General features: G+C 65.4%; 19 protein-coding genes, 1 tRNA gene and 1 riboswitch. Of the genes, 13 read left to right on the forward strand and 7 right to left on the reverse strand.

Going from position 1 to position 24,393, the window contains the following annotated elements; all coding sequences use genetic code 11:
• Positions 1-4 precede the first annotated feature (4 nt).
• Positions 5-1,042 carry a universal stress protein gene (locus tag ACIPY3_RS15745; RefSeq protein WP_400335747.1) on the reverse strand — a complete coding sequence of 346 codons (1,038 nt, stop codon included), beginning with the start codon at positions 1,040-1,042 and terminating at the stop codon, positions 5-7.
• 412 nt (positions 1,043-1,454) lie between these two features.
• Here ACIPY3_RS15745 and ACIPY3_RS15750 point away from each other — a divergent pair, with 412 nt between their 5' ends.
• Positions 1,455-2,156 (forward strand): FAD-binding protein, encoded by a 702-nt coding sequence (locus ACIPY3_RS15750; protein ID WP_400335546.1) that lies wholly within the window; start codon positions 1,455-1,457, stop codon positions 2,154-2,156.
• Between the two features lie 166 nt (positions 2,157-2,322).
• Here the strand turns inward: ACIPY3_RS15750 and ACIPY3_RS15755 are convergent, their stop codons facing one another.
• A complete protein-coding gene (locus ACIPY3_RS15755; RefSeq protein WP_400335548.1) occupies positions 2,323-3,105 on the reverse strand; it encodes an NlpC/P60 family protein in 783 nt (260 codons plus the stop codon).
• 3 nt (positions 3,106-3,108) lie between these two features.
• Positions 3,109-3,300: riboswitch (cyclic di-AMP (ydaO/yuaA leader) on the reverse strand.
• Between the two features lie 150 nt (positions 3,301-3,450).
• Entirely contained in the window at positions 3,451-4,083 is a 633-nt protein-coding gene (locus ACIPY3_RS15760; protein WP_400335550.1) for a copper resistance protein CopC, read from the reverse strand.
• A gap of 113 nt (positions 4,084-4,196) precedes the next feature.
• Here ACIPY3_RS15760 and ACIPY3_RS15765 point away from each other — a divergent pair, with 113 nt between their 5' ends.
• The 4 genes from ACIPY3_RS15765 (at position 4,197) to ACIPY3_RS15780 (ending at position 7,381) form a co-directional block, all read left to right on the forward strand.
• Entirely contained in the window at positions 4,197-5,639 is a 1,443-nt protein-coding gene (locus ACIPY3_RS15765) for an NCS2 family permease (RefSeq protein WP_400335552.1), read from the forward strand.
• A 73-nt stretch (positions 5,640-5,712) separates the two neighbouring features.
• A complete protein-coding gene (hutG, locus tag ACIPY3_RS15770; protein WP_400335554.1) occupies positions 5,713-6,663 on the forward strand; it encodes a formimidoylglutamase in 951 nt (316 codons plus the stop codon).
• A gap of 38 nt (positions 6,664-6,701) precedes the next feature.
• A complete protein-coding gene (locus ACIPY3_RS15775; RefSeq protein ID WP_400335556.1) occupies positions 6,702-7,190 on the forward strand; it encodes a hypothetical protein in 489 nt (162 codons plus the stop codon).
• 120 nt (positions 7,191-7,310) lie between these two features.
• Positions 7,311-7,381 (forward strand) — tRNA-Cys (locus ACIPY3_RS15780).
• A 46-nt stretch (positions 7,382-7,427) separates the two neighbouring features.
• Here ACIPY3_RS15780 and ACIPY3_RS15785 read toward each other — a convergent pair.
• Positions 7,428-8,171: a FadR/GntR family transcriptional regulator gene (locus ACIPY3_RS15785; RefSeq protein ID WP_400335558.1), complete on the reverse strand. Its 744-nt coding sequence runs from the start codon at positions 8,169-8,171 to the stop codon at positions 7,428-7,430.
• Positions 8,172-8,380: 209 nt separating this feature from the next.
• On the opposite strand from ACIPY3_RS15785, the gene ACIPY3_RS15790 reads away from it, so the two are divergent.
• The 8 genes from ACIPY3_RS15790 to ACIPY3_RS15825 all read left to right on the forward strand — a co-directional run bounded on the left by ACIPY3_RS15790 (position 8,381) and on the right by ACIPY3_RS15825 (position 20,289).
• Positions 8,381-9,748, forward strand: a complete 1,368-nt coding sequence (locus ACIPY3_RS15790; RefSeq protein WP_400335560.1) for an MFS transporter — start codon at positions 8,381-8,383, stop codon at positions 9,746-9,748.
• A gap of 88 nt (positions 9,749-9,836) precedes the next feature.
• Positions 9,837-11,594 carry a dihydroxyacetone kinase family protein gene (locus ACIPY3_RS15795; RefSeq protein ID WP_400335562.1) on the forward strand — a complete coding sequence of 586 codons (1,758 nt, stop codon included), beginning with the start codon at positions 9,837-9,839 and terminating at the stop codon, positions 11,592-11,594.
• On the forward strand, positions 11,591-12,061 hold the full coding sequence (locus tag ACIPY3_RS15800; RefSeq protein ID WP_400335565.1) for a ribose-5-phosphate isomerase: 471 nt from the start codon (positions 11,591-11,593) through the stop codon (positions 12,059-12,061). The genes ACIPY3_RS15795 and ACIPY3_RS15800 overlap by 4 nt, the downstream gene beginning before the upstream one ends.
• Positions 12,045-12,854: a triose-phosphate isomerase family protein gene (locus ACIPY3_RS15805; RefSeq protein WP_400335567.1), complete on the forward strand. Its 810-nt coding sequence runs from the start codon at positions 12,045-12,047 to the stop codon at positions 12,852-12,854. Before ACIPY3_RS15800 ends, ACIPY3_RS15805 begins: the two co-directional genes overlap by 17 nt.
• Complete coding sequence (locus tag ACIPY3_RS15810; protein WP_400335570.1) at positions 12,851-13,648, forward strand: sugar phosphate isomerase/epimerase family protein; 798 nt, start codon at positions 12,851-12,853, stop codon at positions 13,646-13,648. Before ACIPY3_RS15805 ends, ACIPY3_RS15810 begins: the two co-directional genes overlap by 4 nt.
• Position 13,649: 1 nt before the next feature.
• Positions 13,650-14,510, forward strand: a complete 861-nt coding sequence (locus tag ACIPY3_RS15815) for a phosphogluconate dehydrogenase C-terminal domain-containing protein (protein WP_400335573.1) — start codon at positions 13,650-13,652, stop codon at positions 14,508-14,510.
• A 597-nt stretch (positions 14,511-15,107) separates the two neighbouring features.
• On the forward strand, positions 15,108-19,967 hold the full coding sequence (locus tag ACIPY3_RS15820; RefSeq protein ID WP_400335575.1) for an NAD-glutamate dehydrogenase: 4,860 nt from the start codon (positions 15,108-15,110) through the stop codon (positions 19,965-19,967).
• 112 nt (positions 19,968-20,079) lie between these two features.
• Complete coding sequence (locus tag ACIPY3_RS15825) at positions 20,080-20,289, forward strand: hypothetical protein (RefSeq protein WP_397325062.1); 210 nt, start codon at positions 20,080-20,082, stop codon at positions 20,287-20,289.
• A gap of 177 nt (positions 20,290-20,466) precedes the next feature.
• Here ACIPY3_RS15825 and ACIPY3_RS15830 read toward each other — a convergent pair whose 3' ends face one another.
• From ACIPY3_RS15830 to ACIPY3_RS15840, 3 genes are all read right to left on the reverse strand, one after another.
• The gene (locus ACIPY3_RS15830) at positions 20,467-20,715 is read right to left on the reverse strand and encodes a hypothetical protein (RefSeq protein ID WP_400335577.1); all 249 of its coding nucleotides are present in this window, start codon (positions 20,713-20,715) and stop codon (positions 20,467-20,469) included.
• A 197-nt stretch (positions 20,716-20,912) separates the two neighbouring features.
• A complete protein-coding gene (gene hutH, locus ACIPY3_RS15835) occupies positions 20,913-22,505 on the reverse strand; it encodes a histidine ammonia-lyase (RefSeq protein ID WP_400335579.1) in 1,593 nt (530 codons plus the stop codon).
• Positions 22,506-22,509: 4 nt separating this feature from the next.
• On the reverse strand, positions 22,510-24,240 hold the full coding sequence (locus ACIPY3_RS15840) for a urocanate hydratase (RefSeq protein ID WP_400335580.1): 1,731 nt from the start codon (positions 24,238-24,240) through the stop codon (positions 22,510-22,512).
• Positions 24,241-24,393: the final 153 nt, after the last annotated feature.

Genomic DNA, 24,393 nt, shown 5'->3' on the forward strand with positions numbered 1-24,393 from the left:
TACCTTATGCAGCCCCGAGCATGGGACCGAAGTTGGCCCGGTCGGCAAGCCGCGGGTCCTCCCGGTCCGGGACCACCAGCACCGGACCCTTGGCGTGGTGAAGGACGCCGTCGGACGTAGAGCCAAGGAGCATCCCGGCAAAACCGCCGCGGCCCCGGGTACCCAGCACCACAAGCTCAACGCCCCTGCTTGCTTCCACCAGGACATCCACGGGTGAGCCGTCGGTCAGTTCGGTTTCCACGGTCAGTTTGGGGAAGTGGCTGCGCAGCCAGGCGACGCCTGCGTCCAGTTGCACCTTGATGTCCGCGAACAGTGCATCCCTGTCCAGCGGCGCGGGAACCCAGGCGAGGGAGCCGCTGTATTGCGGGACGGCACAAATGACCCGGAGCTTGGCTCCCATTCGTTCTGCCTGCTCGGCAGCTTCCAAAACTGCGATGCGGGCCTGCTCGGAACCATCGACGCCTACCACTACGACGTTCTCCACCGTGCGCGGACCGGCCTTGGCGTGCTCGGCCTTGATGTGGCGGTCCTCGGTGTTCTCCCCGAGGCGATCGGCGCAGTACAACGGCACCGTAACCGTGGGGCATTTTGCGTGGGCCGGGAGCGCGCTGCTCACCGAACCCAGGAGCCGCCCAACGAAACCTCCCCGGCCCCGGCTTCCGAAGACCAGCAATGCGGCCTCGGTTGAAAGGTCCAGCAACACCCCGGCGGCATCTCCATTCTCCACGGAGGCATCCACGTCCAGGTCATAGCCGGCCACCTTGTCCATGGCCTGTTTGACGATTGCTTCCGCACCCTCGCGGATGACGGAATCGTCCACGGTGGCGTAACCGCCGTCCAGGCCGGAGGCCGCGAAAATCGGCACTGAATAGGCCGTGACGATATGCAGGGGAAGTTGGCGGCGTTCAGCCTCGCGGGCCGCCCACACCAAAGCGCATTGACCGTGTTCCGAGCCGTCTACTCCGACGACGATTCCACCGGGTGCAACGGCTTCTCCGTCGCCGCTCCGGGGTTCTTCAACGTGACTGCCGTGCTGGTCCATGGGGCCCGCCTCTCCACCTGCTGCTTTTGTTCCGGTCATTCTGCCAGAGGTTTCACCCGCAAGGTGACACGCCCGGCCTGGTGCGAATATCCGGGGAAGGAGAAGTTCAGGGCATCCCCTTCCACTGCCCACTATTCTCGGTTGCCAAGGCCGAATCAAGGCGACTTTTCGCCCGCCGCATAACGGTCCGGGCTCGGTTTCAGGTGTGGTTGCCGGACTCTGGATGAACAAGTAAAAACACGCTGCCATTGAGGCTATCCACGGCCCCAAAAGTTCTGTAGTGTTCGAGTCACCGAATGGCCGGCAAGCGTGTTCCAGGACACACCCGGCCATTTGTTTGCGGACGCTGGGGGAGCTTGGACGCGAAACAACGCGATGCCTTCGGGCACACACGTCAAGGAGGAACCAAGCAGTGTCACTCACGCCTGATTCCGGCACAGAGCGCACCACCACCGTGGTGATTGGAGCCGGGCTTTCCGGCCTGGCCGTGGCCAGCGAGCTCAGCCGCTACGGCGTTGGCTCAATTGTGGTGGACGGGTTTGGATCCCTGTCCACATCCGGTCCCTCCGTCCACACGGGAATGCTGCAGCGCTGCGATGCTGCCGACCCCGCGGCCATGCTGGAACGCAACCAAATCCTCCGGCACTTGCGGAACTACGCAGCCAGCCATCAGCTCGACGTGCGGAGCACCACCAAGGCGGTGCGCCTGGACTTCCTGGGAGCCAGCCAGGGCCTGCAACTCGGCGAGCGGAGCGTGGCGGACCTTTCGACTCCCGGCATCGGCGTCCCCGGCCTGGCAACGGCGGGCCTCGCCCCGTTCGAGCCGGCACCTCGACAATGGGCCGTACACACGGCCAGCGGCATCCTCCTGGCGGACCACATCGTTGTGACGCGTTGCGCCCAAAGCCAGTTGCGCCGGATGTTGGCCGAACTGGGCATCGCGATCGGGCAGAACCTCGTGGCAGCCATGCGGGCGGTGGGGATGCACCTTGTTGGCGTCGGAGAGCTCATCACCCCTACGCCCAAGGAAGTGCTCCGCCAGGCAAAGGCAGTGGGACAGGCCATCTCGTCGAAGGTGGCGCTCCCGGCAGGACCGGGCATCGCGATCGCCTGAAAACCCGGCAAGGCCAGTACCTCGGCAGTCTGACCAGTCCTGCCCCCGCCGCAGCGAGCAGCGACGTGCCGGGACCTTGAGTCCCCAGCTAGCCCTTAACAACCAAAGGCCGGCACCCGGAGAGCAATCTCTCCCAGGTGCCGGCCTTGGTGTTTAAGCGTGAAGCTTAGGCGCCAGCGCGTACGTACGTGATGGGGCCGGTTGCGGTCAGCCAGCTGATCGGGTGGATGCCGGTCTGGTTGCCGTTGATGCCGCCACTGATGGCCTGGCCGTTGCCGATGTAGATAGCAACGTGGCCGGACTGGACAATCATGTCGCCGGGCTGGGGATCGCTGACTACCTTGCCGTAGTTCAGGAACTGCATCGGAGCGAGGTCACCCACGGGGATGCCTGCCGAGCCGAGTGCGCGCTCCACCATGGCGGTGCAGTCCTGCATGATGCCGATCTGGGCGTAAGCCGAAGCAACCATGGCTGCGTTGACACTCCCGGCAGGTGCTGCTGCTGCAGGAGCCGCGGCGGCGGGAGCAGCCGCGGTAGCTGCAACGGTAGCCTTGGCCGTGGTGGCAGCCGCAGTGGTTGCCTTCTTGGCCGGAGCCGCAGCCACGGGGGCCGGCTTCTCGATCACGGGAGCTGCCACGGAGGAAACCGCGGGGCGCTCGAAGTTGATGGTGGCAGTTGCAGCTGCGGTGACCACCTTGTTGGGGGTCTCCGCAACGGTTTCGGCAACCGTCGCCGGGCTGGAGTCACGCTGGACCGGGGCCTGTGCGGGGGTCTCGGCAGCGTGGGCGGCAATGGAGCCGGTCAGGACAAGGCCGGAAGCCGCAGCAATAACGGCTGCCTGGCGGCCAGCGCCCGAAGCGTTGCTGGCAACGGCCTTGGAGATGGAGATGAACGGATTGGGACGTGCGATGTCCGCCTTACGACGGCCGCGAAGAATGCGTGAAGACATGAAAAAGCCTCTCCCGATGCCTGCGAGGTTAGCTGTCGGATTCGGATGGGAGTCACCCGGTCACTATCCCCCGCTGTTCAGCGGAAGCTTCGTGACTTCACCCCAAGGCGCGCTCAATGGCGGCCTAAAATGGGTTCCCCGTCTCTGCCGTAGGTTTGTCTGCGAACGGATTCCGGACTGCGGCAGAGCTAGGCAATCAGGCCGGAAGTGCCCCAAATAGGGATCGGGCACAGGTACTACCGTAACGGATGATCACGCCAAAGTCACATTTGAGTAACGAGGAGTTGGCTTTGCGCGTGTCGCGGTAACCCTTTCGAGATTTTCGCAGGTATGTAGAAAACCGCGTCATTCCGCGGAATTATCGCCCTCGGCCTCGTTGGAAGCGGCCAACTTCCTGCGGGCTGTAACAGCCAGGAAAACCACCAGGCCGACTGCCACCACGGCGAGGCCCACAATGCTCCACGGGAAGGGCTGGGAGGCGGCCGGAGCCGACTCGCCGGAGCCGGTCCCCGGAGCTGCCGTTCCTGCGCTCGGAACCACCGCTCCCGAGGCCGAAGCGGACGGCGAGGCGCCCGCGGAGCCGTCTGCCGCCGTCGTGCTTCCCGTGGTGGCCGTGAACTTGAAGGTGCCCTCAATGGGGTGCGAATCGGAGCTGACCACGCGCCACACCACCGTGTACTCGCCGGCCGGCGCTCCCGGGCGCAACTTTTGGACTGCCTGGTTGTCGATGATTTCGACGGCGCCGTCAGCCCAGTTTTCGCCGCCCGCGGTGACCGTCACCCCGGAACCGATGGCCAGCGGACGGTTGTTGAAGGTGATGGAGACCGACGCCGGGACTGCCGCCACGGTGGCTCCGTTGGCCGGAGTGGTGGACTCGGCGACGTCGTGCGCGGACGCGGGGGCGGCACCGAAAAGTACCGCCGAGGCGAAGGCAAGGGCGGCAACGACGGCGGCCAGAAGCGGGCGGATGGTACGCATGGGGCGGTTTCTCCTAATGTTGGCTTCCTTACAGACTAGGCGAATCGTCCGGGCGCCCCGTAGCCGCGGGCATAGGATTTGAGAGCACACTCACCCGATCCCCGGAGACCTTCATGCTTAAACAAGGTTCTGCCATAGACCGCTACTTCAAGATTTCCGAACGTGGTTCCACGTACTCACGGGAAATCCGGGGCGGGTTCGCGACCTTCTTTGCCATGAGCTACATCGTGGTCCTGAACCCCCTGATCCTCTCCGGAGCCGACTCCAGCGGAGCCTCCCTGGGCTTCACGGCAGTTGCAGCCACCACCGCGTTCGTTGCGGGCATCCTGACCATCCTCATGGGAGCCTGGGCCAAGCACCCGTTCGCCGTGGCCACGGGCCTGGGAGTGAACGCCTTCGTTGCCGTCACCGTCGCTTCACACCCGGGGCTGACGTGGCCGGACATGATGGGCCTCGTGGTCTTGTCCGGCCTCACCATGTTGATCCTGGTCCTCACGGGCTTCCGCACCGCTGTGTTCAAAGCTGTCCCGGAAGCCCTTAAGACCGCGATCGTGGTGGGCATCGGCCTGTTCATTGCCCTGATCGGCCTGGTCAACGCCGGTTTCGTCCGGCGCATCCCCGACGCCGCCGGAACCACGGTTCCCCTGGGACTCGGCGTGGACGGCAAGCTCATGGGCTGGCCAACACTGGTGTTCGCCGTCGGCCTGATCCTGACCATCGCCTTGGTGGTCCGCAAGGTCCGCGGCGCGATCCTGATCGGCATCGTCGTATCCACCGCGCTGGCGGCGATTTTGGAATTCACCCTGCACATCGGCCCGAGCTTCGACGGCAAGAACGTCAACCCGCGCGGCTGGTCCCTCGTGGCACCGACGCTCTCGGAATGGGGCGCTCCGGACCTGTCCCTGATCGGCAAGGCGAACCCTTTCGGCGCTTTTGAACATCTAGGCTTCATCGCCGCTGCCCTGCTGGCCTTCGTGATCCTGCTCAGCATCTTCTTCGACGCCATGGGCACCATGGTGGGCCTGGCCAACGAGGCGGGAACCGTGGACAAGCATGGCAACATCCCCAACGTGGACCGCGTGCTCCAGGTGGACGCCCTCGGCGCGATTGTTGGTGGCGGCGCGTCCGTCTCGTCCAACCAGATCTTCGTCGAGTCCGGAGCCGGCATCGGCGAAGGTGCGCGGACCGGCCTGGCGTCCATCGTGACCGGTGCGCTGTTCCTGGTGGCCATGTTCTTCACGCCGCTCATCAACCTGGTTCCGTTCGAAGCCGTCGCCCCCGCGCTGGTGGTGGTGGGCTTCATGATGGTGTCCCAGGTGGGCAAGATCGACTGGCAGGACTGGGGCGTGGGCATCCCGGCGTTCTTGACCATCGCCCTCATGCCGTTCACGTACTCGATCGCCAACGGCCTCGGGGCGGGCTTCATCTCCTACGTCCTGATCCGTACCTTCCAGGGCCGCGCCCGCGAAGTGCACCCGCTCATGTGGGCTGTTGCAGCGGCGTTCCTGCTGTTCTTCGGCATTGGCACCGTTGAGGAACTGCTGGGCGTGAAATAGGCATTCCGGTATTTCAGACACTCCGGACGCGGAACTGCTGGCTTTGGCAGTCCGGGTCCGGTGTGCTTTAAGCATGGAAACCAGCGCCTTCACCGTAGACACCACCCCCAGGCCGTGGACCGGACGCTTCGACGGCGACGGCGACGAACACCGCCGGTGGTGGCAGGCCGTGGCTCCCCATGCTCCGGAGGCCGCCGCAGCCGCCTCGCGCCCCGCCGTCGTGCTTGGTTTCTGCAGCGACGCCGGCGTGAAGCGCAACAAAGGGCGCGTGGGTGCCGCCGCAGCTCCGGCCGCGATCCGTGCCGCGCTGGGTCCTTTGGCCTTCCACCTGGACCGCGACGTTTTCGACGCCGGCGACGTTGTGGTCGAGGGCGACGCCCTGGAAGCAGGCCAGGAGCGGGCAGGACGCGCCATTGCGGGACTGCTCGACGGCGGCAACCTCACCGTGGTGCTGGGCGGCGGGCACGAGACCGCGTTTGCCAGCTACCTGGGCGTTGCCGGATCGGAGGCCGTGCGCAGCGGAAAACGTTTGGGCGTGCTGAACCTCGATGCCCACTTCGACCTGCGGGATGAGCCGACACCGAGCTCCGGAACCCCGTTCCTCCAGATGGCCCAGGAGGAGGCCGCCGCGGGGCGCGAACTGCAGTACGCCGTCGTGGGTATTTCCGAACCCAACAACACGCGGACCCTGTTCGATACCGCGGACCGGCTCGGCGTGAAATACCTGCTGGACGAAGACTGCTCACCGGAAGCGGTGGAGACCTTCGTGGCCGACTTCCTGGCCGGGATCGACGTGCTGTACCTGACGATCGACCTCGATGTGTTGCCCGCCGCGGTGGCGCCGGGCGTGAGTGCCCCGGCCGCGTATGGCGTGCCGCTGCCGGTGATCAGCGCGGTCTGCAAGCAGGTTGCCGCGAGTGGCGCGTTGCTGCACCTGGACGTGGCTGAATTGAACCCTGAGTTCGACATCGACTCCCGTACCGCCAAGGTTGCGGCCCGGCTGGTGAACACGCTCCTGGCCTAGCTGTTTCCTTGCGGCCATCCTGCGCATAGCCTGTGTGGATGGGCGCAACTCCTGTGCAGGACAAGTGGACTGTCCAGAACAAATGGACCTGGGTCTCCGGGCCCGTGGCGGTTGCCCTTGGCCTCGCTGCCCACGTTGTCTCCGGCGGAAGCGCGCCGGCCATCCCGGTACTGCTTGGTTTCGTGGCCCTTGCGGCGTTGGGCGCGCAGCTCATTTCCCGCTGGATCCACGGGCCGCTGCTGTTGCTGTTGGTTTCCGGAGCAACGCAGCAGCTGCTGTTCTTTGGCTTTGACGCGCTGGGAGGTTCCATCCCCGGGCTCGGCTCCCTGGACCACCTCCACGGCACCGGCCGGATTCCGGAAGACCTGCCCGTTCCCGCGCCCGGCGGCACCCCCATCCACGCAGGGGACCTCATGCTTTACACGCACGCCGCGGCGGCGATCCTCACGCTCCTGATCGGCGCCGGCGTGGCCAAACTGGCGGGAAGGTCATGGCGGGGGCGCATGCTTCATGCCACGCAACCGTAGGAAACAGTGACGTAGTGCGGCGACCAGCGACGTAGCCCGGGCGTCAGGCTGCGTAGCCCTGCGAAAACCGGAGCAAAGAACTTTGCTTGGCTACCCCGGCCGAACCTAGTGTCGTTGGCACGTGGTGTACCCAAGAGGCCAGGGAGCTGCCTGCAAAGCAGCGCACGCGGGTTCGAATCCCGCCACCACGTCTGATGGGTCCGTGGCCCTCGCCGGGTTGGCAACTCGGCGGAAGTCTTACTGCGCGGCGTCGAAGCCTGCGAGGAGCCGGCGGGATGCGGTAACCATATGGGAGCGCATCTGCTGGGTGACAGCGTCAACGTCCCGGGCCTTCAAAGCTTCATAGATCGCCGTGTGTTCCTTGAGGGCAGCTTCTGCGTGGCCTTCGTCCGTCAGGGCGCGGTCCACCCAGATCCTCAGCAGGGAGCGGATGCTCTGCAGGAGCTCCTCCAGGACCATGTTTCCGGAGGCGGCAGCGATCTCGCGGTGGAAAGCGGCGTCTGCTTCGACATAAGCTGCCAGGTCATCGAGGTTCCTCTCCATGGCATCGAGGTTGGCGCGCATGCGTTCCAAGGCCTCGTCGGTGACCCGCCCGGCGGCCAACTCCACGGCTTGCACTTCCAGGCCGCTGCGGAGCTCAACGAGTTCCCGCGTGCGCGGCTCCCCCAGCATCAAGCCCCAACTGAGCGTCCGCGGCAAGAGTTCGGAGACGCCGTCGCGCAGGTACGTCCCGGAACCCGGCCGGACGATGACGATGCCGAGAATCTCCAAGGCGGCCAAGGCCTCGCGAATGGCCGAGCGTCCAACACCCAACGACGCTGCCAGCGTGCGTTCGGCCGGCAGCCGTGTGCCCGGCGCGATATCACCGCTGGTGAAGTAGGCGAGCAGGCGCTCGGCCACTTCGGACACGACGGAGCCCTGCTCCATGGGCGCAAGAGCCGCCGTCATTTGGGCCGCTGCGGCGGCGGGATTCACAGGCATCCTCAAAGCGTAGCAACCGGATGACCAATCAGGGGCAGCGTCGGAGGACGCTTCCAAAAGGAACACATCAACCGGTTGACCAATTCTGATTCCAGTCCTATGGTTTAAGTCACAAGCTTCGTTTTGGCCGGACCCAGACCGGCAATCCACGAGTCAGCCCGGCGCATCCAATGCAGGATCTGCGGGGACACCAACATCTAGGAGTCAATGTGGACACCACACAATCGGTGGTAGAGAAATCCGCAATCAAGAAGGTGGCGATCCGGCTGGTGCCGTTCGTCGCCCTGATGTTCTTCATCAATTACCTGGACCGCACGGCCATCTCCTTCGCCGGCCCCAATGGCATGAACAATGACCTGGCGTTGTCCGCAGCCCAGTTCGGTTTCGCCTCAGGCGTCTTCTTCATCGGCTACATCCTGCTGGAAGTCCCCAGCAACCTTGCCCTCCACAAGTTCGGCGCCCGCCGCTGGCTTGCCCGCATCATGGTCAGCTGGGGCATCGTGTCCCTGCTATTCACCTGGGTGGGCAACGTTGAGCAGCTCTACATCCTGCGGTTCATCCTCGGTGTTGCAGAAGCCGGCTTCTTCCCCGGCGCCATCCTGTTCCTGAGCCTCTGGGTCCCGTCCAAGCATCGCAGCAAGATCCTTGCCCTGTTCTACTTGGCCCAGCCGCTGACCACCGTGATCGGTGCTCCCCTGGCCGGTGCGCTCATCCAGCAGCACGGCGTGTTCTTCGGCCTTGAAGGCTGGCGCTTCATGTTCTTCGGCGTCGCTGTCCCGGCCATCGTGATCGGTGTCATCGCCTGGTTCTACCTGGCCGACAACCCCGCCAAGGCCAAGTGGCTCACCGCCGAGGAAAAGACCTGGCTGACCGGCGCCCTGGAGAAGGAAAAGGCCCAGACTGCCGCCAGCAACAAGCACGTCAGCGTCCGCACCGTGTTCGGCAACGGCCGTGTCTGGATGCTCTCCCTGATCTACTTCGGCTTCATCTACGGCCTCTACGCCCTGGGCTTCTTCCTGCCGACCATCATCGCGGGCTTCGAAGGCCTCTACGGCGCCAAGTTCGACGTCTTCCAGAAGGGCCTCATCACGGCCATCCCGTACCTCCCGGCAGCATTCGCCCTGTACTTTTGGTCCAAGGACGCCACCAAACGCGGCGTCAAGACCTGGCACATCGCCCTCCCGGCACTGATCGGCGGCCTCAGCATCCCGCTGGCTCTCTTTGCCGGCTCCCCCGCTGCGACCATCGCCGTCATCACCATCACCGCCATGGCCATTTTCGCGGCACTGCCCAACTTCTGGACCGTTCCCACGCAATTCCTGACCGGTGCAGCCGCCGCAGCGGGCATCGCCCTCATCAACACCGTAGGCAACCTGGCAGGCTTCAGTGCCGGCTACATCACGGGCTGGCTCAAGGACTGGACCGGCAACTATACGGTTCCCATGTTCGTGGTGGGTGGCTTCATGTTGCTCTCCTCGATGCTCATGGTGGTCCTCAGCCGCCAGGGCAAGGCCGCAGAAGGCACCTCTGCCGAAGCCCTCGACCCCCAGGGCGCCGGACACCGCTCAGAGCCGTAACCCTCCCAGATCCGGGGTGCCCTCCCGAAGGGCGGTCACCCCTCCCAACCACGCACACTTTCACGCCAACTGCTCCAGGAGCCCCCGCATGACCCGCTTGTTCAATGAACCCTCAGCCTTCGCTGACGAGATGATCGATGGTTTCGTGGCATCGCACGGCCGGTGGGTCCGCCGGGTTTCCGGCGGCGTAGCCCGGAGCACGCGTTCGACGCCGGACACGGTCGCCTTGGTGATCGGTGGCGGCTCGGGCCACTACCCGGCGTTCGCCGGATTGGTGGGCCAGGGCCTGGCGCATGGTGCGGCGATGGGGAACCTGTTCGCTTCCCCCTCCGCGCAGCAGGTCTATAACGTGGCCAAAGCCTCGGATAACGGCGCGGGTGTGCTGCTGGGGTACGGCAACTACGCCGGGGACGTCCTGCACTTCACCCAGGCCCAGGACAGGCTCCGCGCCGAGGGCATCGATTGCCGCAGCATCGCGGTCACGGACGATATTTCCTCGGCCCCGTTGGCGGAGAAGCACAAGCGCCGCGGCATCGCCGGTGACCTGACCGTGTTCAAGGTCGCCGCAGCCGCCGCAGAGGCAGGCCACTCCATGGACTCGGTGGTGGAGATCGCCGAACGCGCCAATGACCGGACCCGCTCGTTCGGTGTCGCGTTCACCGGCTGCACCCTGCCCGGCGCTCCCGAGCCGCTCTTCTCCGTTCCCGAGGGGCGCATGGCGGTAGGCATGGGTATCCACGGCGAACCCGGCATCGGCGAAACGGACATCCCGACGGCGGATGCCCTTGCCGAACTGCTCGTGAAGGACCTGCTGGCCGAGGTCCCGGACGGTGTCTCGGTGGAGGGTGCACGGGTTGTCCCGATCCTGAACGGCCTGGGTTCGGTGAAGTACGAGGAACTGTTTGTGGTGTACCGCCGCGTCGCCCAGCTCCTCGCAGAGGCGGGTGTGGTGGCGGTGGACCCGCAGGTCGGTGAACTTGTGACCAGCTTCGACATGGCCGGTACCTCCTTGACCCTGTTCTGGCTCGACGCTGAACTCGAGGAATTGTGGCTCGCTCCCGCCGATGCTCCCGCGTTCCGCCGCAGAGCGGTCACCGCCCAAGCGCTCGACGCCGAGGAACTCGCCTTTGACGCGGAGCAGTTGGCCGTGATCCCGGACGCGAGCGAGGAATCGAAGGCTTCGGCCGGCGCTGTGCTGGCCGCTTTGGACGCGGCGAAGGCCGTGATCGACGCAAACGTGGCCGAACTGGGCAGGATCGACGCCATCGCCGGGGACGGTGACCACGGCATCGGCATGGAACGCGGTATCCACGCCGCAGCAGCTGCCGCGGCAGACGCCGTCGTACGCGGTGCCGGTGCCGGGACCGTGCTCAACCTGGCCGCTGACGCGTGGGCCGACAAGGCCGGTGGTACCTCGGGTGCGTTGTGGGGCATGGCCCTGCGCGCGGTCGGTGCCGCCGTGGGCGACACAGTGGCCCCCAACGCCGCGGCCGTGGCCGCCGGGGTGGCTGAGGCGAAGCGTTCCATCATGGACTTCGGCAAAGCCAAGGTGGGCGACAAAACCCTGGTGGATGTCCTGTCCCCGTTCAGCGACGCCCTCACCGCCGCGGTGAACGACGGCGGTTCCCTCCGGGACGCGTGGGGTGCTGCCGCCACGGTCGCGGAGCAGTCCGCCGAAGCGACCGCGAACCTGCTGCCCCTCATGGGCCGTGCCCGACCGCACGCCGAAAAGAGCCTCGGAACCCCGGACGCCGGAGCCATCTCCATGGCCCTGATCGTCCGGGCCATCCACAACACCCTCATTGGTGAAACCGCCGCTAAGAACACTGTTAAGGAGAACGCATGAGCGCCACACTGCGCCTGGTCATCGGAGCCGACGACGCCGGATTCGAGTACAAGGAAGCCCTCAAGGCTGACCTGGAAGCGAACCCTTTGGTGGAGTCCGTGACCGATGTCGGGGTGGACGCGACCTCCCACACTCCCTACCCGTCGGTGGCGATCGCCGCGGCCGAACTCGTCGCCGCCGGCAAAGCAGACCGCGCCCTGCTGATCTGCGGCACCGGCCTGGGGGTGGCGATCGCCGCGAACAAGGTCCCCGGCGTCCGCGCCGTCACCGCGCACGATTCCTTCTCCGTGGAACGCTCCATCCTGTCCAACAACGCCCAGATTCTCACCATGGGACAGCGCGTCATCGGCCTGGAACTGGCCCGCCGGCTGGCCAAGGAATGGCTCACCTACACCTTCGACGAAAGCTCCGCCTCGGCAGAGAAAGTCACCCTGATTAAGGACTACGAAGGTGTCACCAGCTGCTAATCCTGTTGCCGCCAAGGCCGTGATCGGGGTGAGCCTGAAGATGTACTTCGGGCACGCCCGCTCCGTGGACTACTGCCGCGACGTCGCCACGATCGCCTACAAGCACCCGGCGGTGCAGAACGGCGACATTGAACTGTTTATCCTTCCGGTCCTGCCCGCCCTGCCCGAAGCTGCCCGCATCCTCGGTTCCGCGCAGGTGGGTACCGGGGCGCAGGACATCTTCTGGGAAGACGAAGGCGCTTACACGGGCGAAGTCGGCGGCAAGACCGTGGCCGAACTCGGTGGCCGGTACGTCGAAGTAGGCCACGCCGAACGCCGCCGGATCTTCGGTGAAGACGACCGCGTCATTGGCCTGAAAACCGCTGCCGCGTACCGCAACGGCCTCACCCCCGTCCTCTGCGTCGGCGAACTCACCGCAGGCTCCCCCGAAGAGGCGATCGCCCAATGCACCGGGGATATCGACGCCGCCCTCAACCGGGCAGCCACCCTCGGGCCGGCGGGCAGGACCATCGTGGCGTACGAGCCGCAGTGGGCCATCGGCGCACCCGAACCGGCCACCCCGGATTACATCAGCGCGGTGGTCCGCGGCCTCGACGCCCACCTGCGCTCGTTGCCGGGCCAGGAAGACAGCCGGGTCATCTACGGCGGGAGCGCCGGACCGGGCCTGATCACGGAATTGGACACCGCCGTCGCGGGTTTGTTCCTGGGCCGCTTCGCGCACGACCCCGCCGCGTTGAAGACCATCCTGGATGAGGCCGCGGCCCGCCTGGCCACGCAGGAGGTGGCAGCATGAGCAGGATTGGGCTCTCCAGCTACGCGTTTTTCTGGCAGCTCTCGGACCAGGTCAGTAACCCGCTGAGCATCCACGACGCACTCCGGAAGGCCGCCGAGCTGGGCGTGGACCTCTTCCAGATCTGCGATTACGCGCCGCTGGAGGACATGGACGACGCCGACCTCGCCGCCGTCCGTGCGACGGCGGACGAACTCGGGATCACCCTGGAACTCGGCACCAAAGGCATCCAGAAAGAACACCTCCGGAAGTTCCTGCACACCGCCGGAATCCTGGGCTCGGACCTGCTCCGGAGCATGTTCAACGTTCCCGGCCACACCCCCACCACCGACGAAGCCACGGCGATCTTCACCGAGGTCCTTCCGGAGTTCGAAGCAGCCGGGGTGAAGATCGCGATCGAAACCTACGAACAAGTCCCCACCGAACGGATCCTGGACGTCATCAAGACCGTCAACAACCCGTACCTGGGCATCTGCAGCGACCCCGCCAACACCGTCGCGGCCCTGGAGATGCCCCGGCAGGTCATCGACCAGGTGGCACCGCATGTGCTGAACATGCACATCAAAGACTTTGCGTTCAGCCGCAAACAGGGATGGGTCGGATTCACGTACTCCGGCGCACCCCTCGGCGAAGGACTCCTCGACTACGACTACATGGTCGACAAGATCCAGCCCAAAACCAGAAACATCAATCAAATCGTCGAACACTGGCTGCCCTGGCAGGACACCGAAGCAGAAACCATCCGCCTCGAAAACCAGTGGACCCAACAAAGCCTCGATTTCCTAAGGAGCAAGTGAAATGTCAGCAGAAACTTTGACCGTCGCCGTCATCGGAGCCGGAGGCAAGATGGGGATGCGCGTTTCCCGGAACCTCCAGAAGTCGGGCCACACCGTCTTCTACAGCGAGAACTCCCCCGCCGGCCAGGAACGCATCCAGGCTGAGGGCCGCGACATCACCGCCACCGACGACGCCGTGAAGGGCGCCGACGTCGTGATCCTCGCCGTCCCGGACACCGTCCTGGGCATCGTCTCCGAAGGCGTGGTCCCGCAGATGAAGTCCGGCGCCATCCTCCTGACCCTGGACCCGGCCGCCGCCTACGCCGGCCTGCTGGCCAAGCGCGACGACGTGGTCCAGGCCGTCGCCCACCCGTGCCACCCGTCCGTGTTCCTGGAGCGCACCACCAAGGAAGAATGGGCCGACACCTTCGGCGGCGAAGGCGCACCCCAGAACGTCGTCGCCGCGATCGACGACGACGCCCCGGCGGCAACCCGCGACAACGCCGAAGCCGTCATCCGCACCATCTACGCCCCCGTGATCGACGTCCACTGGGTCACCGTGTACCAGCTCGCCGTGCTGGAACCCACCCTGGTGGAGACCGTGGCGTGCATGATCGGCACCCTGCTGAACGAAGCACTGCACGAGACCGTCCACACCGTCGGCGTCCCCGAAGCAGCTGCCAAGGCCATGCTGTTCGGCCACGTCCAGATCGCCCTCACCAACGCCCTCCGTGGCTCCAACCCGTTCTCCGAGGCCTGCGAAATCGCCATCCAGTACGGCAAGGACACCATCATCAAGGACGACTGGAAGAAAATCTTCGACGACTCCGAACTCGACAACGTCATCGCCAAGATGCTCAAGCTCGACGCCGTCAAGCGCTAAGCGCCCGCGGGCAAACACATCAGCCCCTTGCCGGACTTCCGGCAAGGGGCTGAGTGCGTCTGGGGATAAGCGTCTGCATGAACTAATAAGTAGCCAACTCTCGATAAACTACTTCACAGCGGGCAACAGCCGGCTGTTTCGTTAAAAACGAAAGACCCGACGGCAATCGGGTCCTTGTTCAGCGCGGAGCGCTCTTTGGTGCGATATTCAGGACATACCCCTGAAGCCACACCTCAAGGGTATGCCCCGTTGCGTGCCGTGTGCAAACACATCGGCCGCAATCGCACCCTGTCCTCGAGAGGGGGTGCACCATGCCTCGTCAGCGGAAACGCTCCGAGCACTGGGGCCGCCTGAACTTCATGGTCAACCTCGTTCGCCTTGCGTACGAGATTGTCAGGGGGTTCTGGCACACCAAACCCTAGCGGGTTTGCGGTGGCCGCGGGCAGGATCCGCGGCCACCGGCCGCACTCCGGAAGACCTCCCTGATCCCTTTACCGCCGGCCCCTTGGAAGCGATCATGGGATGAGGCGCAGGGACTTCGCCGACCGCACCAGTACGGCCGCTACTTGCGCAGCCCCAGGGCAGCGGAGGCGCGACATGGCACCCACAATGGAGCCGGCGGACGGGTTTCTCACCGACTACTACGAGCACGTGGCCGACGACGACGTCCGCAACTACACCCCCGAAACCCTGCTGGAACGGGCCCGCTACCACCGGACCTTGGCTGAACGCCGCGAGCCCGGGCAGTCCGTGATCGGCATCCTGCACGAGGCCGATGCGAGCGTCATTGCGATCGTCACGGATGACCTCCCGTATCTCTTGCCCTCGGTGACCGCCGAGATCGCCAGGGACACGTCATCGATCCGTCTCCTGGTCCACCCCACGTTCCGGGTGGACCGCGACCCCGCCACCCACCGCCTGGTCGGCCTCCATCGGGGACCGCACCGCACGGGGCTGCCCACCGGCGTCGAACACCCACCGGAAACGCACGACGTCGGCAGCCTCACCGAAGCCTGGCTCGCGCTGGACATCCCACGGTTGGCGGATGAGGAAACCACCGCGCGGCTCATCTCCCGTGTGGAGGCCGTGGTGCACGACGTTCGTACCGCAGCCGAGGACACTGTGGCCATGCACGCACAGCTGGAGAGCGTGCTGCGGGAACTGGACAGGCAGTCCGACGCCGGAACGGACGAAGCCCAAGAGCTGCTGCGCTGGCTGGATGACGGAAACTTCGTGTTCCTGGGGTACCGCGGGCCGGATGGAACGGGGCTCGGGATCCTGCAGGACCTTCCGGCCGCGGAGACCGCCATGGACAACCCACATTCCGGGACGCCGATCCTCACGCTCACCAAGTCCAACCGCCGCTCGACAGTGCTGCGCCATGCGTACCTGGACGAGATGAGGGTCCGAACCCCCGGCGTCCCGGGCGGGCGCACCTTCGTTGGCCTGTTCTCCCCCAACTCCTCGGCCCACTCGGCCCTGCAGATTCCGGTCATCCGGGACACGGTGTCGGAGGTGCTGCGGATGTTCGGCTACCCCGCGGAATCACATCCCGGCAAGGAACTGGTGGCCGTCATGGACGCCTATCCGCGGGATGAACTGTTCCACATCGATGCCGAACAACTGGCGGTGCACGCCCGCGAAATCCTGCGCCTGCAGGAGCGTCACAGCACCCGGCTCTTCCTTCGCCCGGACTCCTACGGCCGGTTCATGACGGCACTCGTCTTCCTGCCCCGCCACCGGTACAGCACGGCCGTCCGGCTCAACATCGAGCGCGAGCTGCGCGAAGCCTTCGGCGCCGAAGAGATCGAGTTCGAGCTGCGGCTGGGAGAGTCAGCCATGGCACGGGTGTTCTTCCGGATCCTGATTCCCGGCGGCAACCACAGCGAAAGCGGAACCACTCCGCAGGGGGTGACTGCCGCCGTCGTCGATTCAGCGGTCCTCATCGATTCAACGGTCCTGGAACAGCGCATCCTTGCCGCCACGAGGTCCTGGGCCCAGGGCCTGGACGAGGCACTGCAGGCAAGGTATCCCCGGGAGGAAGCCACCCGGCTCTCGGCGCAGTGGGCCGGGGCGTTCCCGGCGAGCTACAAAGCCGACTATGAGGTGGAAGATGCCGTTGCGGACATCGCCAGGTTCGAAGGATTCCCGGCGGGAGACCAGATCGAAAACCGGGAACCGGATCCCATCGTCTCCGTCTACAAGCGCCCCGGCACCGCCATCCTGGCCGAGGACGCCCGCGTGCGCCTGTACTTGACCCGTCCGCAGAGCCTCACGCAGATCCTGCCGTTCTTCCACAACCTGGGGCTGAAGGTCCTGGACCAGCGGCCTTTCGATGTGCAGCGCGCGGATGGCCGGCAGTTTTTCCTGTACGACCTCGGGCTGAAGTACCCCCGCGGCGTGGACCCGCTGCCGACGGCTGACCTGCTGGCTGACTCGTTTTGCGCCTCGATGCGCGGCGATGCGGAGTCGGATGCCTTCGACGCCCTGGTGATCAGGGAGGGCATCGACTGGCGCCGGGTGGCGATCCTGCGCGCCTACGCCAAGTACCTGCGGCAACTGGGCAGCACCAACTCGTATGGTTTCATTGCGGATACCCTGCGGGCCAATGTCACGGCCACGCATGCGCTGCTGGAGTTGTTCGAAGCCAAATTCAACCCGGACCTCTTTGCGCCGGACCTGTTCGAACCCGGCCCCGGCGCGCCTGCAGGCGGCGGCGATGTCTTCGAAGAAGGCACCAGCGAGCTCAGCCACCGGACCCAGGCCATCCATCAAGCCCGGACAGCGTTGGCCGCAGCAATCGACGCCGTGCCGGTCCTCGATGCGGACCGGCTCCTGCGGCAACTCGCGAGCCTGGTGGAGGCCACCCAGCGCACCAACTTCTACCTGGACAAGCCGTACATCAGCGTCAAGCTCAACCCGTCCAGCATTCCCGCCGCACCTGCGCCCCGGCCCAAGTTCGAGATCTGGGTCTACTCGCCGCGTGTTGAGGGCGTTCACCTCCGCTTCGGGCCTATTGCCCGCGGCGGGCTGCGCTGGTCCGACCGGCGGGAGGACTTCCGCACGGAGATCCTGGGACTGGTGAAGGCCCAGACCGTCAAGAACGCGGTCATCGTGCCCACGGGCGCGAAGGGCGGCTTCTTCCCCAAGCTCCTCCCGGACCCCGCCGAGGACCGGGCGGCATGGCTCGCCGAGGGACAGGAAAGCTACCGGACTTTCATCCGTGGCCTCCTGGACATCACGGACAACCTGGTGGCCGATCCCGACGGCGGCCCCAACGGCACGGTAGTGGCGCCACCTCGCGTGGTCCGGCACGACGGCGACGACTACTACCTGGTGGTGGCCGCGGACAAGGGAACCGCTGCGTTCTCCGACCTCGCCAACTCGGTGGCGGCCGAGTACGGCTTCTGGCTGGGAGACGCCTTCGCTTCCGGCGGCTCCGTGGGCTACGACCACAAGCAGATGGGCATCACCGCACGCGGGGCCTGGGAGTCCGTGCGGCATCACTTCAGCGAACTCACCATCGATTCCCGCGCCGAGGACTTCACGGTGGTGGGCATCGGGGATATGAGCGGCGACGTGTTCGGCAACGGCATGCTCCTGTCCAACCACATCAAGCTGGTTGCCGCCTTCGACCATCGGCACATCTTCCTTGACCCCACCCCGGACCCGGCGGCCTCCTACCAGGAACGCGAACGCCTCTTCAAACTCCCCCGCTCGTCCTGGGCCGACTACGACCCCACCAAACTGAGCCCCGGCGGCGGAGTGTTCTCCAGATCGGAAAAATCGATTCCGGTCACCGAACAGGTCCGCCTCGCCTTGGGCATGGAGGAAAGCACGACGGCGGCCAGCCCGCCCGAGCTTCTGCGCGCGGTCCTCGCTGCCCCGGTGGACCTCCTGTACAACGGTGGCATCGGCACCTACGTCAAGGCCTCCACGGAATCCCATGCGGACGTCGGGGACAAGTCCAACGATTCCATCCGCGTGGACGCCCGGGATCTTCGGGCTCACATCATCGCCGAGGGCGGAAACCTCGGGGTGACCCAGCGGGGCAGGATCGAGGCAGCCCTTGCTGGAATCCTGGTGAACACGGACGCAATCGATAATTCGGCCGGGGTGGACTGTTCCGACCACGAGGTCAACATCAAGGTGTTCCTGGACCGGATGATCTCCGCAGGACGAATGTCCGCGGCGGAGCGGACCGGATTCCTGCACTCGCTCCAGGGCGAAGTGGGCCGGCTGGTCTTGAAAACCAACGACCACCAGAACACGCTCCTCCTCAACGACAAGCAGTTGGCAGTGGAGTGGAGTCCCAGTTTTGAACGGACCATGGACTGGCTGGAAGCGGCAACGGACCTTGACCGCCAGTTGGAATGTTTGCCAAGCGACGAGGAACTCCGGGCGCGGATCTTGACGGGCAAGGGCCTGACCACCCCTGAGCTGGCGGTCCTGGCGGCCTATGCCAAGATCGAGCTCGCCAAGGAACTCACGGACGGTGGCCTGGCGGACGATCCCTGGTTCTCGCAAACCTTGCACTCGTACTTCCCCAAGCAGGTCTCAGAACGGTTCGGCGAGCACCTTGCCACCCACCCGTTGCGCCGCGAAATCGTTGCCACGGTGGTGGCCAACGACATGATCAACATGGGCGGCATCTCCTTCGCCTTCCGGGCCATGGAGGAGACCACGGTGTCCGCCACTGCCGTGGCCAGGGCGTTCGTGGTGATGCGGGAGATCTGGGACTTCGATTCCGTCATGGAGACCATCGCCCAGCTTCCGTCCAGCACGCCGAGCGAGCACGGAGCGGCCGTGGCCCTGGACATGCGACGCCTGCTGGATCGCGCCGTCCGCTGGTACGTCACCCATGATTTCCGGGACAAGCCGGTGGCGGATGCCTTCGCCCGGCTGGAACGTCCCATGGCGTTGATGCGGGCCAACTTCACGGGATTCCTGCACGGCATCAACCTGGCCCACTCCTTGAAGCGCCTGGCCCACACCGACTCCGTGGGATTGCCGCACAGCCTGGGCATCCGGGCCTCCGAGCTCCTGGTGAGCTACGGGCTGCTGGATATCTCCGCGATCGCCGAGGAACTCCAGGAGCCGGTGGAAGCTGTGGCCGAGGTGTATTTTGCCGTGTTCGAGCGTATTTCCGCCATCCCCCTCCTGGAACACATCACCATGCTCTCCAGGGACACCCATTGGGAATCCCTGGCCCGGGCGGCTTTGAGGGATGACATGTACCTGGTGCTGGCGGACATGACCAAGGCCGTGGTCCGGCACACTCCCCGCTCAGCGACCGTCAGCGATCCCGTAGAGCGGATCATGGACTGGGAACGGGGAAACATCGAACAACTGGCGCGCATCCAGGAGACCATCCAGGAAGCAATCAAGCCAGGTCCCATGGACATTGCCGCGCTGTCCGTGGCTGTGAAGCTGCTCCGGGCCATGGTCCGCCGGTGAGACACACGTCACTTAGCTGCCAGTCATCTTACAAATTTTTGGGTGAGAGGTTCTATAATCGATGGGTCGCCCTCGCATGCGGCACGTAATAGGAGGTCCCCCAATGACTGCAATGACGGCAGAACGCGAAATCCGCCTGTCCTTTTCCGAGGCAGGCGAGATCCACGACGGACTCGATCGCGCCGTGGATACCCTGATCGAAAGCGCAGCAGCAGAAGCTAACTGCGGCATACTGGTGACGCGCCACGAGCCCGGCACCTACACCGTGGCCCTGGACGAATCCGTTCCCTTCGGCCAGACCCACGAAGCCCTCGCCGCCTGACCACACCCACGAAGGCAGGTTCTTGGCAGCGAAGCCAAAAACCGGGGCCTGTCCCTTTCCGCTCTACTACCCGCGGAAAGGGACAGGCCCCGGTTTCTGTTTAAGCTCCCCAAGTAGGTCGCAATTGTGCGCGTTTTGAGTGCTCTAAACGCGCACTACTGCGACTCAGTTGGGTTGTTATGCCCGGCGGAGGGTCACGCCGTCGGACTTCATGAAAAGCTCCTTGCCCTCTTCGGTGACCCCGGGCCCCGAATGTTCAAGCCACACCACATTCCCGCTGCTGGAAACTTCCTCGATCTGGCCGGTTGCGATGACGTGGGCGTACTTGACCACTTCCACCAATTCGCCCACCCGGAGTTGCCTCCAGTCGGACACCGTAGCCGTGTGAGCGTTTCGCCTGGACAGGACTGCTCCGCGTGCCTTCATTGAACTTCTACCCCTTTGTGGATGTTCGTTGTGTATTGACTTGTGTAAGACGGTTGACCGTCAAGCCCACGACATCGTTGGCGTGGACGTGACGTACACCATAAGTATTACTACATTTGCCACGTTCCGGAGACTGCGTTGCGAACAATTTCCGGAACGTGACAAACATGCGCCTTATATGAGGCTTTTATTCGACGTCAGGCCAAAATCCCGACGGCGGATTCGGCTGCCGCACGGACGGCACCCGAGCCGACCAAACGGTCAGCCGCTTCGAGCTCAGGCGACAGGAACCGGTCGGTGCCCGGACCCTGGACCACTTCGCGAAGCACCTCAAGCACTGCCGTGCCGGCAGGACCTGGGGTGAGTTCGCCGTCGGACAGCTGCGTGCGCATATCGATGGCGCGGGCGCTGGTGACAAGCTCGACGGCGAGCACCCGCCGCAGGTTCTCGACGGCCTTGCGCAGCTTCCGGGCAGCGTGCCAGCCCATGGACACGTGGTCTTCCTGCATGGCGGAGCTCGGGATGGAGTCCACCGATGCCGGCACGGCCAGCCGCTTGTTGTCCGAGACCAGGCCGGCCTGGGTGTACTGGGCGATCATGAGGCCCGAATCCACGCCCGGATCTGCTGCGAGGAAGGCCGGGAGTCCGTGCGAACGGGCAGGATCCAGCATGCGGTCCGTCCGGCGCTCGGCGATGGAGCTCAGGTCGGCAACGGCGATGGCCAGGAAGTCCAGCACGTAGGCCACCGGTGCGCCATGGAAGTTGCCGTTGGAGGTCACGCGGCCGTCCGGGAGGACCACCGGGTTGTCGATCGCTGCGGCCAGCTCGCGGGATGCCACCAGCGCGGCGTGGTCCACGGTATCGCGGACAGCTCCGGCAACCTGGGGTGCGCAACGCAGCGAATAGGCGTCCTGGACCTTGGTGTCGTTGATCCGGTGGGAAGCGACGATCGGCGAGTTGGACAGCACCCGGAGCATGTTGTCCGCGCTGGCAGCCTGGCCCGGGTGCGGGCGCAGTGCAGCGTGGAGCTCGGGCAGGAACACCTGGTCCGTGCCGAGGAGGGCCTCGACGCTGAGCGCCGCGGTGACATCCGCCGTCGCGAGCAGCATGCGGATGTCGGCGATGGCCATCAACAGCATGCCGAGCATGCCTTCGGTGCCGTTGACGAGGGCCAGGCCCTCCTTCTCGGCGAGCGTGACAGGCTCGATGCCGTGCTGCGCGAGCAGCTCGGCAACAGGCGCCTTGCCCGCCACGCCGTACAGTTCGCCGTCGGGCCCTGTTGCTTCGCCTTCGCCCATGAGGACCAGCGCGCAGTGGGACAGCGGGGCGAGGTCGCCGGAGCAACCCAGCGAACCGAACTCCCGGACCACCGGGGTGATGCCCGCGTTGAGGACGTCCACCATGGTCTGCAGGACGACGGGACGGACACCCGTGCGGCCCGATGCCAGGGTCTTGGCGCGGAGGAACATGATGCCACGGATGACCTCGCGTTCAACGGCCGGGCCCATGCCGGCGGCGTGGCTGCGGATCAGCGACTTCTGCAACTGGGTGCGGAGTTCGTTGGGAATGTGGCGGTTGGCCAATGCGCCGAAGCCAGTGGAGATGCCGTAAGCCGGAACCTCGCTCGTGGCCAGATCGTCAATGTGGGTGCGAACCTTGGCAACCGTGTCCAGGGCGTCCTGGGAGATGGTCACCTTGGCGTCGTGGCGTGCGACGGCGACAACGTCTTCCGGGGTCACGCCGCTGGAGCCGAGGGTGACGGTCAGCTGTTCGTTTGAGGTGATGGTCATGGGGTTACTTGCCTTCGTTCATGGGGATGCGGACGCCGCGTTCGTGGGCGACGTCGATGGCGCGGTCGTAGCCGGCGTCGGCGTGGCGGATGACGCCCATTCCGGGGTCGTTGGTCAGCAGCGCGGTCAGTTTCGCCGCGGCCAGTTCAGTGCCGTCGGCCACGGAGACCTGTCCGGTGTGGATGGACCGGCCGATCCCGACGCCGCCGCCGTGATGGATGGACACCCAGGTAGCACCCGAGGACGCCGCGGTCAGGGCGTTCAGCAGCGGCCAGTCAGCGATCGCGTCCGAGCCGTCCTTCATCGCTTCGGTTTCACGGTACGGGGACGCGACCGAGCCCGAATCCAGATGGTCACGGCCGATCACGATCGGGGCCTTGACCTTGCCCTCGGCAACGAGCTTGTTGAACAACAGCCCGGCCTGGTGCCGTTCACCGTACCCGAGCCAGCAAATCCGTGCCGGCAGGCCCTCGAACTCCACCCGCTCGGCCGCGGCATCAATCCACTTATGCAGGTGCTTGTTCTCCGGGAAGAGTTCCTTGATCGCCTCATCCGTGACGCGGATGTCCTCCGGGTCACCGGAGAGCGCCACCCAGCGGAACGGGCCCAGGCCCTCGCAGAACAACGGACGGATATAGGCCGGGACGAAGCCGGGGAACTCGAACGCCCGGTCATACCCGCCCTTGCGGGCCTCATCGCGGATCGAGTTGCCGTAATCGAAGACCTCGGCGCCGGCGTCCTGGAACTCCACCATCGCCTGCACGTGGCGGGCCATGGAGGCCTGGGCTTTCTTCGTGAACCCTTCCGGGTCCGCTGCGGCTTCGGTGTGCCACTCGGCCACGGTGATGCCCTCGGGCAGGTAGGACAACGGATCATGCGCGGACGTCTGGTCCGTGACCACATCAATGGTCAGCTCGCCTGCCTTGTGGCGACGAAGGAGTTCGGGGAAGACCTCGGCGGCGTTGCCCACATACCCGACCGACCAGCCACGGCGCTCGGCCTTGGCCTTGGTGACCTTGGCGATCGCGGTGTCCAGGTCCGTTTCGACCTCATCCAGGTAACGCTTCCCGGCACGGCGACGCAGGCGGGTCTCATCAACATCGATGATCAGGCACGCACCGTCGTTCAGGGTCACCGCCAGCGGCTGCGCACCGCCCATGCCACCACACCCACCGGTCAACGTCAGCGTCCCCGCCAACGGCCCCTCCGCGGAACCTTCCGCCGAGGGGGCGGGGTGGCGTCCGTCGGCCTTGAGTTTCTCACCGACCGCGGCGAACGTCTCATACGTGCCCTGCAGGATGCCCTGCGTGCCGATGTAAATCCACGACCCCGCGGTCATCTGCCCGTACATCGTCAAACCCTCGGCCTCCAAGCGGCGGAACTCAGGCCACGTCGCCCAGTCCCCCACCAGGTTCGAGTTCGCCAGCAACACCCGCGGCGCCCACTCATTCGTGCGGAACACACCCACCGGCTTACCCGACTGGACCAGCAGCGTCTCGTCCTTCTCCATGGTTTCCAGGGTCCGGGTGATCGCATCAAACGCAGCCCACGAACGCACCGCACGACCCGTACCCCCATACACAACGAGGTCATCCGGACGCTCAGCAACCTCCGGATCCAGGTTGTTCATCAACATGCGCAACGGCGCCTCAGTCTGCCACGACTTAGCGGTGAGCTCCGTGCCACGGGCAGCTTTGACCGGGCGGGCTCCTGTAGTGAAATCGGCGGGTGCCATGATGGCTCCTTCATCTCTCGGTAAATGTCTGGGTGAAAGATCTTCTGTATCCAGTAGAGCCTGTTCCCGGGGCGCCCGGAACGGCTTTTCGACGGGTGCTGTCCGGGATTACAGACCGCTGCCGCACCCTCGCATTCACGGCAAAACAGGCGC

Origin of the sequence: Paenarthrobacter sp. NPDC089714 (assembly GCF_044748905.1) — a bacterium.
In the GTDB taxonomy this organism is placed as follows: domain Bacteria; phylum Actinomycetota; class Actinomycetes; order Actinomycetales; family Micrococcaceae; genus Arthrobacter.